The following is a 13574-nucleotide window of genomic DNA, read 5'->3' as shown; positions in this document are numbered from 1 at the left end:
CCCGTTCGTATTATAAGGTTATCCTTCTCGGGGTCTGCCTTTAAACAATTTTCCTCACGTTAAAGAACTTGGTCAATATCCATGGACCTTGGGCGAATCCCAGACTAAGCTGCCATGCTCCAACCCCCAACAGACGATATTCTGTTATTAACTTGTTCTTTTCTGCAATACTTCTTGAATCCTCAAACCATACAACATGGCTTTGTCCCGTTTGGTCTACGTAATTAAAAAACGGCGACTGTGATTCCTCAGAATATTGTATAGGTACGCCGTGGCTTATTGCGAGTTCTACCGCATTTTGGTTAGAAATCGCGGAAGCTAAAATGTCCTTGTCATACGGCAGTTTCCAATCATATCCATATAACGGAATGCCAAGTAGAATTTTATTTCGTTTTACATTTTTTAAAGCAAATTCAATCGTTTTCCTAACTTGATCTATCGGTGCCACAGGACCAGGGACACTCCCCATGTGATGCCAATCATATGCCATGATTAACATGAAATCGACAACTGATCCGATTGCCCCGTAATCATACCCTCTAAGCCATGAAATATCTTCGCTTGTTTTCGGAGGAATGGCGATCGTTAGCAATAACTCTTGCCGGTCCAGTTGGTCTTTAAGTTCACTTAAGAAGGTTGAAAACAGATCACGATCCTCGGCAAGTATTCTTTCAAAATCAATATTTACCCCTGCATATCCTCTCGTCGACACCATATTATAAATGTTCTTAATTAGCGTTTGCCTTGATGAAGGATTATTTAGCATTTGGTGAGTTAGTTCGGAACTGAAACCCGATGTTGTTAAATTAGTAATCGTGACAAGCGGCGCAGTGTCCCGTCTCCATGCTGTTTCTATTCCTTCCAGATCGTTTAATTGACTAAGAGAACCATCATCCAGGAAACGGTATTCAAAAAATGAGAAATAAGTAGCGTATGGAGAAAAATTTTGAATGAGGTCCTGATCAGCCTGTGTTCCTGTAATATAAATATATCCTAGGGTGGAGGCGGTATAATCCGGCATCTCTGGAATGACGACTTCCATCCCGGGTTCTAGACTGGTCGATGCTAACTCCGGGTTTGCATCCATTAACAAACCCAGTGAAACATAAGATATTTTTGCTATTTTATACAAACTGTCCCCTAGTTGAACAACATATCTATTAGTATCGATCAGTAAAGCCTGACCGGGAATGATATTTGGTGTAATTAATCCGTTAACGAGTCTTATCATGTCAATTGAAACCTCATACTTTTGACTAATGGAATACAAGGAATCACCACGTTTAACTACATAGACAAACATATAATCTCTCCTTCCTTATCTAATGAATATTTCAATTATCATGTTGAAATGACAAATAACTGCTACTCCTATTTAGAATGAAAGCAGGAAGATTAAGAAAGAAGGGCTACATGTTAAAAACATTATATATTTGAACGTCGATAGATGGATTAGAAGATTAAATCACTTTATATTAACTATTCATCCAATCAAAAACCACTTTGAAATCAAAAATAAAACCACCCCCTGGTGCGTTATTCGATAAACGCGTCCCTTTAAAGGAAGATGGCTAGTTATTTACATATCGGGATATTGCTTTTTGTTAAATTGCCACACTAGATAACCAAGCAAACCTCCTGCGATCATATACTTCCTCACTACACAGTTTGGTTTACACTTCCCCTATTCCCGCTTATCTGTATCGATCACCCTCATAGGCCGCATCATGTCATAATCTTCATGCTCAAGTATATGACAGTGCCATACATAATCACCGGAGAATGGACCGAATCTGGCAATGACGCGCGTTATTTCTCCTGCTGGAGCTGCTACTGTGTCTTTCCAGCTTTTTTCATTCGGATGAGGTGGTTTTGCGGATCCCGTAAAGATAATTGACCCTTCCTCACTATATCGATCAAGGTCAAATGGCTGTCTGTCGACCACTTGGAATTGAATCAAATGAATATGGATGGGATGAGTAAAGTTGGTGCAGTTAACGAATGACCAGACTTCCGTTGAGCCTAGTTCGGGAGTTTCTGTGACAGGGTCCATCCACTTTTTGTTGTCAAGCAATAATAGTGGACGGCCGAGTTTGTCGGTAGAGCCAATCAGTTTCAGATTCCGGATGCGTTTTACCTTGTTTTCACTGAGTGAAGGAATCCGTTTTAAATACCGGGGGATCCTGCTCCTGTCCATTGATGTTAAAGGAAGAGTCACTTTGAATTGCATGACATCATCTGTTTGGTCATCAGGGTTAGCATCTTGGCCAAGGTCATTTTTCAGTGTAACGGTTTCTCCTTCATGCTTGGAAAAATCAATGATGACATCGAAGCGTTCGGCCGGTTCAACCGCTAAATTGTCCAGCTTGACTGTTCTCCGCATTAAACCGCCGTCAGAGCCGATTTGATAAAATGACTGACCGGAGTCCAAAAAGAGCTGATAAGCACGGGTGTTGGCAGCATTTAGGATACGGAACCGGTACTTTCGCGGTTCGACTTCTACATAAGGCCATATTTTCCCGTTAACAACATTTGTTTCCCCAATAAAAAAAGGTCTGATGGATGGGTTTGGCCAGTTTTCCTGTGGATCATCCGGCTGTGGCGGATAGAACAGTTCGCCATCGTCGTTGAATGATCGGTCCATCATAATAAGCGGGATCTCATATTCTCCTGAGGGAAGCTTAAGCCTTTCCTCTTGTTCATCCCTGATAATGTATATACCTGCCAGGCCGGCATAGACGTTAAGCCTTGTTATTCCCATTGCATGGTCATGGTACCAAAGTGTGGCGCCTTGCTGATGATTAGAATAATGATAGACTTTGGTTTTAAATTGCGGACCTGTGTATCTGAAATTTCTTGTATACCACGCTTCCGGATATCCATCACTTTCTGGTTGTGATTCGCCTCCATGCAAATGTGTAACGGTGCGGACTTCCGGAAGTTTGGCAAGATCGTGAAAGGACTTATCAATAGGGAGAAAATGTTTATCCGGTAGTTTATTTTTCCATTTTACATGAATTGGTTCCCCGCGATTAACATCAATAACGGGACCAGGAAATTGTCCGTTGTAGCCCCATAATCGTGTTGGCCTTAAATCACGATGCAGCTTTTGGCGGAATTCTGTCATCTGGACTTCATAATATGCTTCGTTCTTATTTTTTCGCGACGGTTTTAGTGTTTCAGGTATTGGCAAGGCATCAACAAACTTTTCCAGTTTATTGTTCAAGCTGTTCATCCCCTTTAATGTACGTTTTTAATAGTAGATGTTTTAGGGGAAGAATTGTTATGCATAAATGGAAAGAACATGGGATGATCCACGCCCGAGCACTTCGCAGAGCATTTGTCGTATATATTCTGAATGCATGGAATACGATGTCTGCGCCCGCACTAGGACGACAAAACAAAGTGTTGACCTGCTTAGAAACGATTGTGGGATGAGGGCTATTTATTAATGATTGATTAAAATTCAGAGATAAAGCGCTTGTGGAAGTTAATGATATCGATAAAGCATTTGTAAGTGGAATTGGAACTGGATCGTTCTTCCAATGGTTTCGCAAGCTATAGCACCAACCTATTTTTGAAGAAGCCTTAGCTCAATAGGAATTCGATTATATTTCCAATTTAACTTGATCAACATTACCCTATAGTGAATTAAAGACCAGAAAAAAATGGACTGCAGGAAACAATCCCTAATTGTTTGACTCTAGCACCCATCCTTTAATAAGCTAGGAGCAATAAACTAAGTGTGTTCTTTTTCTCCATTTTTTCGATCTTCTTCAGTTGTACCCCAATCATATCCTGACTTGCCCCAGCTAATAAGGAAAAGGGCTGGTGCTACAATCATCAATATAGCAATTATCGCGTTCATGGTAAGAGAACCACCTTTCAAATAAGTTGTGGAATATATACTTGGTTAAGTGAAATTTTTCTCTAAAAATAAGTGTTATTACAACAAATTCAAATTACCATCAAAAAGGTAACGTTTACATTTGCGAGATGCCACTAGCAAATAAACTGAATAAGAAACTAATTGTTGTTAAACCTGCAACTGGTATTGCGAAAGCCTTGTTATTTCTAAATTCATTAACTGCAGCAATTACCCCGATCAAACAAAGCACCAACCATACAGGAACGAATATTAAGTCTGCAACGTTCACAGGTAATAACGAGTAAGCGCCCGTCAAAAAGAAGAGCCAATTAATTACCAATAATCCCAAAATGCCATATGAAATTTTAAGGGGAGTTGGTCCCTTACCGTTTCTTTTAACAACTAGAAAGGTTGGGATAACAAACATGAAGAGTGCAATCACCCCTACAAATACTCCCAATATAGATGAAAGTGTCATACCACCACTCCTTTGGCTGTTATATGAGTTCTATTTTAACACAAAATGGAATCCAGGGATTCTTCTTTCTTTAAAATGCATATTCCACAAACTGTCCCTAATGTAGAAGACTTGAATGGAGTTATATTTACTCCTATTCCATATTTAAAATATAAAAAAGCCAACATTATCCTGTTGACTTTAGTTTCAATTAATTACCTGCTATCATAAGTTTACAAATGAAAAAGTAATATGATTTTTTTTGGTTAAGTTATGTTTTCCCCAAGGGCTACTATTCCAATAATCGCTAATATTACTAATAAAACTCCCACCACTAAAGCCCCTACGTGGAATATTTTCAATAAAATGCTTTCTCTTTTGAAACCCTTAATTGTAAGTAAGCATACTGCAATTGCCAAAATACCAGTTAATAATATATATCCCATTGAATTTCACCTCAAAAGTTCAGATTTCACTCTAACTGAATAACAATATTTTGATTTTATTTGATCCAAACCCAACTTTTTAACTTCCCATATACATCCACTTCATTATTGCGATTATCAGCATATCCCTTATATACTTAGTTTTATTGACCTAATACATCGGTTCTATTTATACTCGCTCCGTGGGCGCCATTGATAACCTCACCATTAACTAGTTTCCAGTTCAACTTACTTAGTCTTAGTAACTTTAAGTTTGTGACACTAAGTATTATGATGTAAATTGACTAAAATACAATGAGGAGAGTACATAATGAAAAAACTGATCTTTGGATTACTTATTCTGTTTTTAACTGCTTGTCAATCCAGTGATCCTAATGCTTCAAATGGTTCCAATACAAATGAAGAGAAAGAAAAGTATGAGGAAAAACCCGACATTACCTTGAGTCAAGGAGATAAAGAGATTACAGCCAAAGTGGTAAAAGAATGTTGGGTAGAAAATTGCACTGAACAGTCGGCAAAGGTTGGGGACGTTAATTTACTTAAGATCACAAATGATCTTCATCCCACTAATGTTACAGTAGGAAAAGATATATCAATTAAAGTAGATGGTCCAAAGCCAACAAAAATGGGCTATTTTGTTCAAGAAATGGAATTACAAGGTGCAAGTCTAGAAGATCATAGTCTCGAAGGTAATAAAATCCCACTCCACGAAGGAGGCGCAAAAAAATTTTATTTATTGTCTGCCACTTGGTATAATGGGGATGAATTTGTTGGATCTATCTCAAAGGCTTTTATATTAAAAATAAATGAAAAGTAAAGGCAAGAACAGAGTCCTAGTCGAGAACTTGGGCTCTTTAAATGCTAGAGGAATTTATTCTCGAACAACTCGTTAAATTGATGATTAAATGCGTATAAAAATTGCGCAAAGAATAATGGAAAATACGTTTTATATTGGTATAGGAATAGTTATGTGGCTATGTTAAAGCTAATCTGTATCCCAACTGGGATTGATAGCCATGTGTTAACGATTGAAATAAATAAAATTAGAAATAAATATAGCGACCAACCCGGTTACAATAGTGTTAGTCAAAAAAATTGTTTTTATCTTCCTCATATATACCGCCCTTTCTATATCCCGATGATGGAAGACTGTCTGAAACGGTTCTAAAGCTATACCTAAAAAGTAAATCGGTACTACCTTTATATGGTGTAGGAATAATTATGTAGTTAGGTTTTTCCCAATTTCTACTCCATATGGTATAGCACCCCACGTGACAACGATAGAGATAAAAAGGAAAAGTTTAGGGTGAAAATTTTTATAGATAAACAATCCAGCTAAAAATCCGACAGCCCATTAATCTTCGTAAGATTCCTTCCCTCAACATTAACATAAATAACTATATTTTCCATATATGATTATTCAGCAATCGAGCCTGTTTCCTTAAAAACGTTGGCGATACTCCAGACATTTATTATGTAAATCTATGTCCTATTTTTCCACGTAGCTCGGAGTGACCTCAAAATGGATTACTTTTTAAAGTAAACTTACACTTTTACTAAAATCCTTTTATTTAGATGAATCTTTATCCATTATAAAATCCGTTGTTCCTAAATTTGTTGAAGTCCTCTCAGTTCCTTCCACCTCTCTTTTTTCCTTTAAGTAAACGGATCGCTCATCAAGCTTCATAACATTCTTAACGCCACGACTCATACCCATCAAGGCAATGATAAATAACACCAGAAAAGCTAATGGTACACCTACTAACCATTGAACGTTTGTTTGCAATGTATCATAGTACATGCCTACCATGGATGCCCATTCAAAAGTGATTGGAGTTGGTGGACCAGCGCCCAATCCGTACTCTACATTAGTTCCACCAAAAAAGAGTTCAAATACACCCAGGTGGCTCATAACAAGGATAGCTTGGATGGTTTGTCTCTTAAATATTGTAACTAGGTTCCCTTTGATATGGGGGATAAGATGACGACGATACAGGTGGTATGGTCTTCCCCCTAGAACCTTACTGGTTGTGACATATTCCCTCTTTAAAATAACACTTGTCTCATTCGCTATGAGAATAGCTGCGGGTGGTACCAATAAAATACTGAGAACCAACATTTCTACTCCTAATCGAAAAGCGAGGCTTGTTGGAAATCCAGACATAGGTTCCCATAACAATGGTCTGAGAAAATTGTAAGCAATCAAGGAAGCAGGAACGAAATATAAAACGGAAATTGTGTTTTCTACAATTTTAGACCTCCTTTTAAACCTGAACCCAAGGGGAATCCCAATTAGGAAAGCAAGAGTAAAACTAATGATCCCTATAGAAAAGGCTCCTAAGATCGTAAACTTTGCCCCCTGTAAAATGTAATAAATCAAGTGATTACCATTCATATCTGTGCCTAATATGGAATGGTCAAAAGGAGCAAATGGTGCACCCACTAATTTATTATTATCGTTATATAAAAATGGAGTTTTAGGAACATGGGAATCAAAAAAAACTGCATGCACAAAACTACCAGCTAACATGAGAAATAAAAAACCAATCCCCAAAAGGAACAAAGGCTGTTTACCTAATTTTTTAATCAAAGAGAGACCTCCTGTCTTGTGAAGAAGTACAAAGACAGTTCAATAACTTTTAAAAACAAATAGATAGGTCCGAAGAACAATAAAGCTGTAACAAAAAATACAGGTGGTTGAGAATAAGTAAGCAAAAAGGAAGTCATCCCAAGATTCTCAAAAAGGTATTCAACGATGAGTAAATTACTTATCATAATGCTAATTAGGAATTTCGCTTGGTAGGCAAGCCGAACAAACATGTTCCGCAAAATATGTTTAAGCAAAATAAATGATTTGGTTAGTCCTTTGCTTGTAGCAAGTTCATAGTAGGGCTCTTTCCTCTCCTCTTCAACAAGTTCCAGCATGGATTGGAGAAAATACATCGTTGGAAGGATTGCTAAAACTAATGCAGGTGCTAAAATAGCTTCTTCTTCACCGGCTCCTGCAAGCTTTATAAAGGTCGTCCCTGTCCGAAAATATAACCATACAAGAAACATCTGAGAGGCAACGACGAAAACAACATCTGGAATACTTTGCAGGAAAGAAGATGATGATAAACATACTTTATAAACCCTCTTCGGAGCACGCCATAAAATAATCGTTCCAAGAAGAGCAAAGAAGAAAGAAACAATAAGAGCCATTCCCAATACTCTCAAAGAACTTGCAAAGGCCTTAAATATAATGGTAAATAGACTTCTTTCCACCCCAGAGGTTGGGTTTATATAGACTAGCGACTCCGGGCGCATCATTTGCCCAAAGATGCTACCAATTGTTTCAAATCCAGGCCATTCAAATCCTTCTACCGACATAAATAGAGGTGAAATACTAATTAAAAATATGCCAACTATTAAAAAGAAGGGTTTCAAAGTTTCACTTAATAAATAGGATTTCCATCTCAAAATGATCTCTCCTTTTCCCCTTTATTTTCATATTATAGGAAATGTGACCGGTGTACTACCCTATTTTTGGAAAACACCCTCTTTATAAATATAGTTGCTAATTTTATCTTAAGATAAAATAAAAAGCGCAATTCTTAATCAAGAATTGCGCCACTTTAGCTTATTAAGCAATATCGTTATTGTAAGGATTTTTCTTTTTGTTTGGATAATCAATTGGTTTGATTGCTGACAAACAGTTAACATTCGCAATCTAAACTTCTTTCAGTGGATGACGAGGTTATTTCTGGTAATGGTAGTGTCGGAAAATCAAGCGTTCTCCACGCTGCTAATCCTCCATAAAGTTCTTTTGCATCATAATCATTCTCCAGCAACAGAACAGCTGCTTTTGATGCAAGTGTGCACCAGGTGTCCCAACAATATAGTATAATGGTTTTTTTCTTAGGTAGCTCCGACATTCTTTCTTGTAATTCAGTCAATGGGATGACCATTGCTCCCTCTAACTTCTCTTTCTTGATTTCTTCCGGCCCTACTCTCACATCTACCAACAAATAACCCTCTGGATTTTCTTCCTTTGCCCTGCGATATTCCATTGGACTGATGTTTGCTTCCAATCTTGCTTTAAAGTACTCAATGCGCTCCATCATTTTTCCTCCCCTTGTATGGTTGACCAAACTCTTAATAAAATAGATTTTAACTCTTTTTGTTCTTTATCAGTAAGACCTGAAAGGACATCCATCTCAGTGTTTTCGAGATGGCTTCGTCCTAATCTCAACTTTTCTTGACCTAGTTTTGAGATCTTTAACACAAAGGATCTCCTATCCTTTGGATTCTTAACTCGCTGAGCATATTGTATTTCTTCAAGGTAATCAATATGTGAAACCATTGTTGTACGGTCGATTTGTAGAGCTTCACCCACTTGTTTTTGTGAAGAATGAGGGTGCTCCTCCAGGTATTGAAGAACTCCAAATTGTCTGGCAGTCAATTTCAAAGGTGAGAGTTTCTCTATAAATCGTGATTCCATCTCCTCTTCCACCTTCGCAAGCAAAAAACCATATGACTTTTTAAGGAACAGAATAGTCACCACCCCTTTATCAGTTAATTATATTATCAGTTTAACTGATTAAATTAGAAAATCAACCTCCCTTTTCCTTTCACTCATAATATGGCTTTTTCATGCAAAAAAGCGCAGATCCTTATTTCGGATATGCGCCCTTATGCAGGACAATCGATTTCAGGATAACGCAATATATTATTGCTGCAGAAGTAATTAGTTTTCCACTTTTATGAAAAATTCAACCCCCGTTGGTTTTGCTTTGAATGAAGCTTTATACTCTTTAAACACGAATACAATCTCAGAAATGTCGTCGGGTAAAGACGGCGATACAATAAATGTGAATGATGTATGTCCGTTAGAACCTCCTCCTCCTTCGTTTCGACAATCATAATCTTCCCCTGTTCCAGCTATGGAAAGTTCAAAAAAAGTATGTTCCCTAAGCCCTCCAGGCATTTCATCGGAAGCATCTCTATCAATGGTAAAATGAACGACACTGGCATTTTCGAATTGACGTACAAATGTTACCGAGTAAAACCTATCATCTTTTTCAAATGATTTTAATATAGGGATATTTTTAAGAAATCCCTTAGGTTCTATAACAGGTCTAAAATTCTCTTCGTTTAAAAAATGTACAAATAACCTATTTAAAAAATCTTCAAATAAGTTATATCTTTTAGCCCAAGCATTGATGAGCTTCTTATTTGGAAAGCCTGGATTATTATTAGAAAGATCCTTCCTTTGCTCTATTAAATCACATATTTTTTCATCGATAGTTTCAATTCGTTCATCGTAGTACTCTGTTGGTGGTTCAAATGGCATCCGTTTCATATTTCAAACCTCCAGTATTAAAATATTTTGGTGATTTTTTTCTAGTTACACTAACTCGCCTTTTCCGTAAAAAGGTCCGCTGCTTCTTTTCAATCTGGACTATTTAATTAGAATTGACGCTTACTTTGATTCAAGGAAAGCACCCGATCACTCAAACAGCAACCGTGTCCCTTTAAATGAACATAGGTCTAAATGTATTTATTAGAGTAAAGCAGCCATAATACAATCAATGAAAAACTCTCCTTTTTTTTCACCCCTCTACAAACTAAGCTATACTAATGAATGAGACTGCGCCCCCCACAACAACCCCAAGTACAAATATATAGCTAAACTTTACGTCTTTATTATTTTCGCCTAACAACTTTCTAAAGGTTTCTTCTATAAGTCTAAAAACCACACCTGCAATTAATGCAATGGGAATAATCCACAGAAGAACCCATACAGGGAGATCAAAGTCCAAAAAAAATTCACAAGAGAAAATGCGACAAAAAACCCGAATGGCAAAGATAAAAGGGCAAGCTAAATCATTGTCACTTAACCTTTTTTACCCACCATACCTCTCCCCTTGTTCCTTATTTATCAATAGTATCGTTGTTCCTTTTATGTTTATTAACTTGAAGCAGTTCTTTTAACGTCGAATGGATGTTTTGAAGTGCTATCAAAATAAACCCCAGCATAATAAATGTAACGATTTCCCCTGTGAATATCGACACTAATCCTAAAAGAACAGCATACAAGCCATTCATCCAATTTCTCAATCAAATCACCACGCAATCACAATTTTCCTTTGTTTCAATGTTAGTTAGACTCTCAATATTCCAGTATGTATTTCATTCATTGCTACCTAATTTGGTAGCGATCTCGTTTAAATAATACAACGCCCTAACTAGACATCCAGCAATTATTCCAAATGCAATAATCCCTCCAAAATAGGGACCAGCCATCATGATCAGGCAACCTAGAACAGTAGCTAATATAATGAGTAAGATTAAAAACATCCAATTCTCCTTTTGCTCTAAATCTACAGATAAGCTTATTCTCCGCAACTATATATACCTGGACTGTTTCCAGAACTCAAGAAATCAACCTCCCTTACAATCACTTGCTTTATCTTAACTTTTGGGGTTCCTCTGCATACCATTCAACAAAACCACAATTGCTACAGATATTGGGGTTCACTCGAGTATTTTTCTTGTTTCCAAATATCTTATCCCCAATAGAGTTCTTAACTAAAATTCCCTTCGCCCCTTGATCTACATAACATTCAACCATATGGCCCTCACACTTTGGACAATTTCGATTCAACTCACTCACCTCTTCAATTAATAGATAGAAAATTTTCATCCCCACATTATGGTTACGTAAATATCACCAATATAGTTTCAATTTCAATAGTTTAAGAACGGAGATGTCTCACTACTCCTTCCCTATTGAGATCATGGTCAACAGCAAAACCGAAAATGACCTTAAACATATATAAAGAAAAAATAGCCATTAACATTTGTGGGATATCCGCGAACAACAAAAGCAAACTCACACCTGAAACGGCTAAAAACACGCCAATCATACGTTGGCCTGGGTATTGAATGAGGGCGTTAACAATAAGTGCCGATATGATTGTGTAGCCCCATACAATGAGGCTGGCCCCGTAGTAACCACCAAACAACCAGGCAAAAATAATGGGCTGTACATGAATCGCAATGAAAACCAGCCGCCCTCGAGCATTTGTTTTATAGTGGAAATTGGTCGAAAATGAAAAGTTGGCAATCACACCGCCCGTAATATCTACAATGAAAACGATAAGTATAACGACTCGCCAAATGGCAAGATCCTGCCAATCGGAGTAGGTAAGAGTTAATAGCAAAACTGTCATCCCTATACAAAACAAAATCGTGAGCCACAGATCCAACAGAGCAATTCGCTTACCAAACAATTCATGAAAAAAAACAGGTACTTTTACGGTTTTCATGTTCACTCTCCCCTTTCCTGCCGCCCTGAATAATGTCATCCGCAACCTCATCATTTTTCGTTAATCCAATTAAGAAATTTCTTAAATAAACATAATGCTTTTTATAAATTTCTTCAATGAGTTCTAATGGATTGATCTTATGCATTTTTAAACTCCCCACAATATCTCCGGCATTAAAGTGACGATTATAATTTAAAAAAGTTGCAATCTTTTTAAAAAAATTAACAGGACCGTTTAGTCGGTCCTGTTGGGTAAAGAAATCATTTGTAGTTCTAAAACAATAATCTGCGAATTCAGTGAAACCGTTGCAAGTTCTCACCCTTATAAACAAAGCTCAATTATTTAAGAAATTTCATATATAAACAAAACCCCATTATCCCCCCTGTTAAACTTAAAATTAGATCATCTATATCAAATACACCTAATGAAGTTTGATATTGTAATATCTCAATCACAACTCTTATTGATACAGCAATATATATGATATGTTTGTAGCGATACATACTATTAAAAAGGACTGGAGCTATAATTCCTAGAGGCAGAAATATCAATACATTTCCAAACATATTAAAAAGCCACGTACTCAAATTATAATGATTAAAATTAAGGATATAGGTTGATATGGTGCTAAAGGGGATGTAATTGTTATTGGGCCCATCCCCTAAAAAAAAGGGGGTCCTTAACCTTGAAAAATTGCCTACCTCGGAAAAGAATGATATTGCCAGAAAGATCATATATATTAATCCTAAAATTGCAAAAAATGCCTTTTTTGGTTTTACTATAATCGTTCTAATTACTCTCACTCCCCAAATTCTCTTACAAACATCAAGACTCATCCTTCTGTAACAGTGATTTTACTTTTGCTAACTGTCCAATTTCTTTAACCGTTTTCTCTATATCTTCACTGTCTTCTTGGCTATCCGAAATCACATCTATGTGAATCAGTAACTTTGGGAAATTTTGTACATCATATTCGTTACTATGGAGTCTTACAGTTGTATCCTTTTCCCTTAAACCCTCATAATAAATTTTTGCTAATTCAACAGTCCACCTTCCTAAAATTTTCTTCATTTAAACCCACCTCCTTATAAGAAGATGTCCAATAATATTAAATCATTCCTATTTATTCCAACCCCTTATTCAGGAATAGTGCCCTTAAATATAAAAAGGGCACGTTATTCGATAAACGCGCACTTTTTCCGGCAAAATTCATATCAAGATAAAAATATAGTATTTGATAACGCTACTTTCTTGTTATGTAGTTGATCCATTTCGCTACATGATCACCTACATTCGGTTCATTCAACACCATTCGAATAAGGTGATAACCCTCAGGATCATTCTGTTTGAGCCAACGAAATGACTTCTTAGGACCTAAATACCAATGACCCTTAAGTTCAAAATAAATTTCCAGGCTATCTTTTAACATCCAGTGGAAACGGTAATTCCCCTCAAGATCTCCTTTTCTAGACCTCTTTTCCATCTTCTGAAGC

18 protein-coding genes are annotated in these 13574 nt (G+C 36.9%); 2 read left to right on the top strand and 16 right to left on the bottom strand.

Annotated elements, in window-relative coordinates; all coding sequences use genetic code 11:
- Window positions 1–40: 40 nt before the first annotated feature.
- On the bottom strand, window positions 41–1303 hold the full coding sequence (locus P9989_RS09265) for a glycosyl hydrolase family 18 protein (protein WP_283078479.1): 1263 nt from the start codon (window positions 1301–1303) through the stop codon (window positions 41–43).
- Between the two features lie 381 nt (window positions 1304–1684).
- Complete coding sequence (locus P9989_RS09260) at window positions 1685–3226, bottom strand: multicopper oxidase family protein (protein WP_283078478.1); 1542 nt, start codon at window positions 3224–3226, stop codon at window positions 1685–1687.
- 59 nt (window positions 3227–3285) lie between these two features.
- Between P9989_RS09260 and P9989_RS09255 the strand changes: the two genes are divergently transcribed.
- Window positions 3286–3438, top strand: a complete 153-nt coding sequence (locus P9989_RS09255) for a hypothetical protein (protein WP_283078477.1) — start codon at window positions 3286–3288, stop codon at window positions 3436–3438.
- Window positions 3439–3739: 301 nt separating this feature from the next.
- On the opposite strand, the gene P9989_RS09250 is transcribed toward P9989_RS09255, so the two are convergent.
- The 3 genes from P9989_RS09250 to P9989_RS09240 all read right to left on the bottom strand — a co-directional run bounded on the left by P9989_RS09250 (window position 3740) and on the right by P9989_RS09240 (window position 4771).
- Complete coding sequence (locus tag P9989_RS09250; protein ID WP_283078476.1) at window positions 3740–3868, bottom strand: hypothetical protein; 129 nt, start codon at window positions 3866–3868, stop codon at window positions 3740–3742.
- Window positions 3869–3983: 115 nt separating this feature from the next.
- Window positions 3984–4346 carry a hypothetical protein gene (locus P9989_RS09245; RefSeq protein ID WP_283078475.1) on the bottom strand — a complete coding sequence of 121 codons (363 nt, stop codon included), beginning with the start codon at window positions 4344–4346 and terminating at the stop codon, window positions 3984–3986.
- A gap of 245 nt (window positions 4347–4591) precedes the next feature.
- On the bottom strand, window positions 4592–4771 hold the full coding sequence (locus P9989_RS09240; protein WP_283078474.1) for a hypothetical protein: 180 nt from the start codon (window positions 4769–4771) through the stop codon (window positions 4592–4594).
- Between the two features lie 310 nt (window positions 4772–5081).
- On the opposite strand from P9989_RS09240, the gene P9989_RS09235 reads away from it, so the two are divergent.
- Complete coding sequence (locus P9989_RS09235; protein WP_283078473.1) at window positions 5082–5588, top strand: hypothetical protein; 507 nt, start codon at window positions 5082–5084, stop codon at window positions 5586–5588.
- Between the two features lie 750 nt (window positions 5589–6338).
- Here P9989_RS09235 and P9989_RS09230 read toward each other — a convergent pair.
- The 11 genes from P9989_RS09230 to P9989_RS09185 form a co-directional block, all read right to left on the bottom strand.
- The gene (locus P9989_RS09230) at window positions 6339–7361 is read right to left on the bottom strand and encodes an ABC transporter permease subunit (RefSeq protein ID WP_283078472.1); all 1023 of its coding nucleotides are present in this window, start codon (window positions 7359–7361) and stop codon (window positions 6339–6341) included.
- Window positions 7358–8230, bottom strand: coding sequence for an ABC transporter permease subunit (locus P9989_RS09225; RefSeq protein ID WP_283078471.1), 873 nt, complete (start codon window positions 8228–8230; stop codon window positions 7358–7360). Before P9989_RS09225 ends, P9989_RS09230 begins: the two co-directional genes overlap by 4 nt.
- 236 nt (window positions 8231–8466) lie before the next feature.
- On the bottom strand, window positions 8467–8874 hold the full coding sequence (locus P9989_RS09220) for a rhodanese-like domain-containing protein (RefSeq protein WP_283078470.1): 408 nt from the start codon (window positions 8872–8874) through the stop codon (window positions 8467–8469).
- Complete coding sequence (locus P9989_RS09215; protein WP_283078469.1) at window positions 8871–9251, bottom strand: MarR family winged helix-turn-helix transcriptional regulator; 381 nt, start codon at window positions 9249–9251, stop codon at window positions 8871–8873. The genes P9989_RS09220 and P9989_RS09215 overlap by 4 nt, the downstream gene beginning before the upstream one ends.
- Window positions 9252–9497: 246 nt before the next feature.
- Entirely contained in the window at window positions 9498–10112 is a 615-nt protein-coding gene (locus P9989_RS09210) for a hypothetical protein (protein ID WP_283078468.1), read from the bottom strand.
- Between the two features lie 572 nt (window positions 10113–10684).
- The gene (locus P9989_RS09205) at window positions 10685–10870 is read right to left on the bottom strand and encodes a hypothetical protein (RefSeq protein WP_283079023.1); all 186 of its coding nucleotides are present in this window, start codon (window positions 10868–10870) and stop codon (window positions 10685–10687) included.
- Window positions 10871–11508: 638 nt separating this feature from the next.
- On the bottom strand, window positions 11509–12081 hold the full coding sequence (locus tag P9989_RS09200; RefSeq protein WP_283078467.1) for a hypothetical protein: 573 nt from the start codon (window positions 12079–12081) through the stop codon (window positions 11509–11511).
- A complete protein-coding gene (locus tag P9989_RS09195; protein WP_283078466.1) occupies window positions 12047–12226 on the bottom strand; it encodes a hypothetical protein in 180 nt (59 codons plus the stop codon). The genes P9989_RS09200 and P9989_RS09195 overlap by 35 nt, the downstream gene beginning before the upstream one ends.
- Window positions 12227–12419: 193 nt before the next feature.
- The gene (locus P9989_RS21675; RefSeq protein WP_428841954.1) at window positions 12420–12815 is read right to left on the bottom strand and encodes a VanZ family protein; all 396 of its coding nucleotides are present in this window, start codon (window positions 12813–12815) and stop codon (window positions 12420–12422) included.
- 91 nt (window positions 12816–12906) lie between these two features.
- Window positions 12907–13152: a hypothetical protein gene (locus P9989_RS09190; RefSeq protein ID WP_283078465.1), complete on the bottom strand. Its 246-nt coding sequence runs from the start codon at window positions 13150–13152 to the stop codon at window positions 12907–12909.
- A gap of 172 nt (window positions 13153–13324) precedes the next feature.
- Window positions 13325–13564: a hypothetical protein gene (locus P9989_RS09185; protein ID WP_283078464.1), complete on the bottom strand. Its 240-nt coding sequence runs from the start codon at window positions 13562–13564 to the stop codon at window positions 13325–13327.
- Window positions 13565–13574: the final 10 nt, after the last annotated feature.

The sequence above is a fragment of the Halobacillus naozhouensis genome (assembly GCF_029714185.1).
GTDB classification, from domain to species: domain Bacteria; phylum Bacillota; class Bacilli; order Bacillales; family Halobacillaceae; genus Halobacillus_A; species Halobacillus_A naozhouensis.
The sequence above is the reverse complement of the archived record's forward strand: the minus strand, read 5'-3'. Positions and strand labels throughout refer to the sequence as shown.

Bases quoted from the DNA above. Each gene is read 5' to 3' on its own strand.
- P9989_RS09265 (WP_283078479.1), bottom strand. From the start codon at position 1,303: ATGTTTGTCTATGTAGTTAAACGTGGTGATTCCTTGTATTCCATTAGT.
- P9989_RS09255 (WP_283078477.1), top strand. From the start codon at position 3,286: ATGCATAAATGGAAAGAACATGGGATGATCCACGCCCGAGCACTTCGC.
- P9989_RS09250 (WP_283078476.1), bottom strand. From the start codon at position 3,868: ATGAACGCGATAATTGCTATATTGATGATTGTAGCACCAGCCCTTTTC.
- P9989_RS09245 (WP_283078475.1), bottom strand. From the start codon at position 4,346: ATGACACTTTCATCTATATTGGGAGTATTTGTAGGGGTGATTGCACTC.
- P9989_RS09240 (WP_283078474.1), bottom strand. From the start codon at position 4,771: ATGGGATATATATTATTAACTGGTATTTTGGCAATTGCAGTATGCTTA.
- P9989_RS09235 (WP_283078473.1), top strand. From the start codon at position 5,082: ATGAAAAAACTGATCTTTGGATTACTTATTCTGTTTTTAACTGCTTGT.
- P9989_RS09220 (WP_283078470.1), bottom strand. From the start codon at position 8,874: ATGATGGAGCGCATTGAGTACTTTAAAGCAAGATTGGAAGCAAACATC.
- P9989_RS09215 (WP_283078469.1), bottom strand. From the start codon at position 9,251: ATGGAATCACGATTTATAGAGAAACTCTCACCTTTGAAATTGACTGCC.
- P9989_RS09210 (WP_283078468.1), bottom strand. From the start codon at position 10,112: ATGAAACGGATGCCATTTGAACCACCAACAGAGTACTACGATGAACGA.
- P9989_RS09200 (WP_283078467.1), bottom strand. From the start codon at position 12,081: ATGAAAACCGTAAAAGTACCTGTTTTTTTTCATGAATTGTTTGGTAAG.
- P9989_RS09195 (WP_283078466.1), bottom strand. From the start codon at position 12,226: ATGCATAAGATCAATCCATTAGAACTCATTGAAGAAATTTATAAAAAG.
- P9989_RS21675 (WP_428841954.1), bottom strand. From the start codon at position 12,815: ATGATCTTTCTGGCAATATCATTCTTTTCCGAGGTAGGCAATTTTTCA.
- P9989_RS09190 (WP_283078465.1), bottom strand. From the start codon at position 13,152: ATGAAGAAAATTTTAGGAAGGTGGACTGTTGAATTAGCAAAAATTTAT.
- P9989_RS09185 (WP_283078464.1), bottom strand. From the start codon at position 13,564: ATGGAAAAGAGGTCTAGAAAAGGAGATCTTGAGGGGAATTACCGTTTC.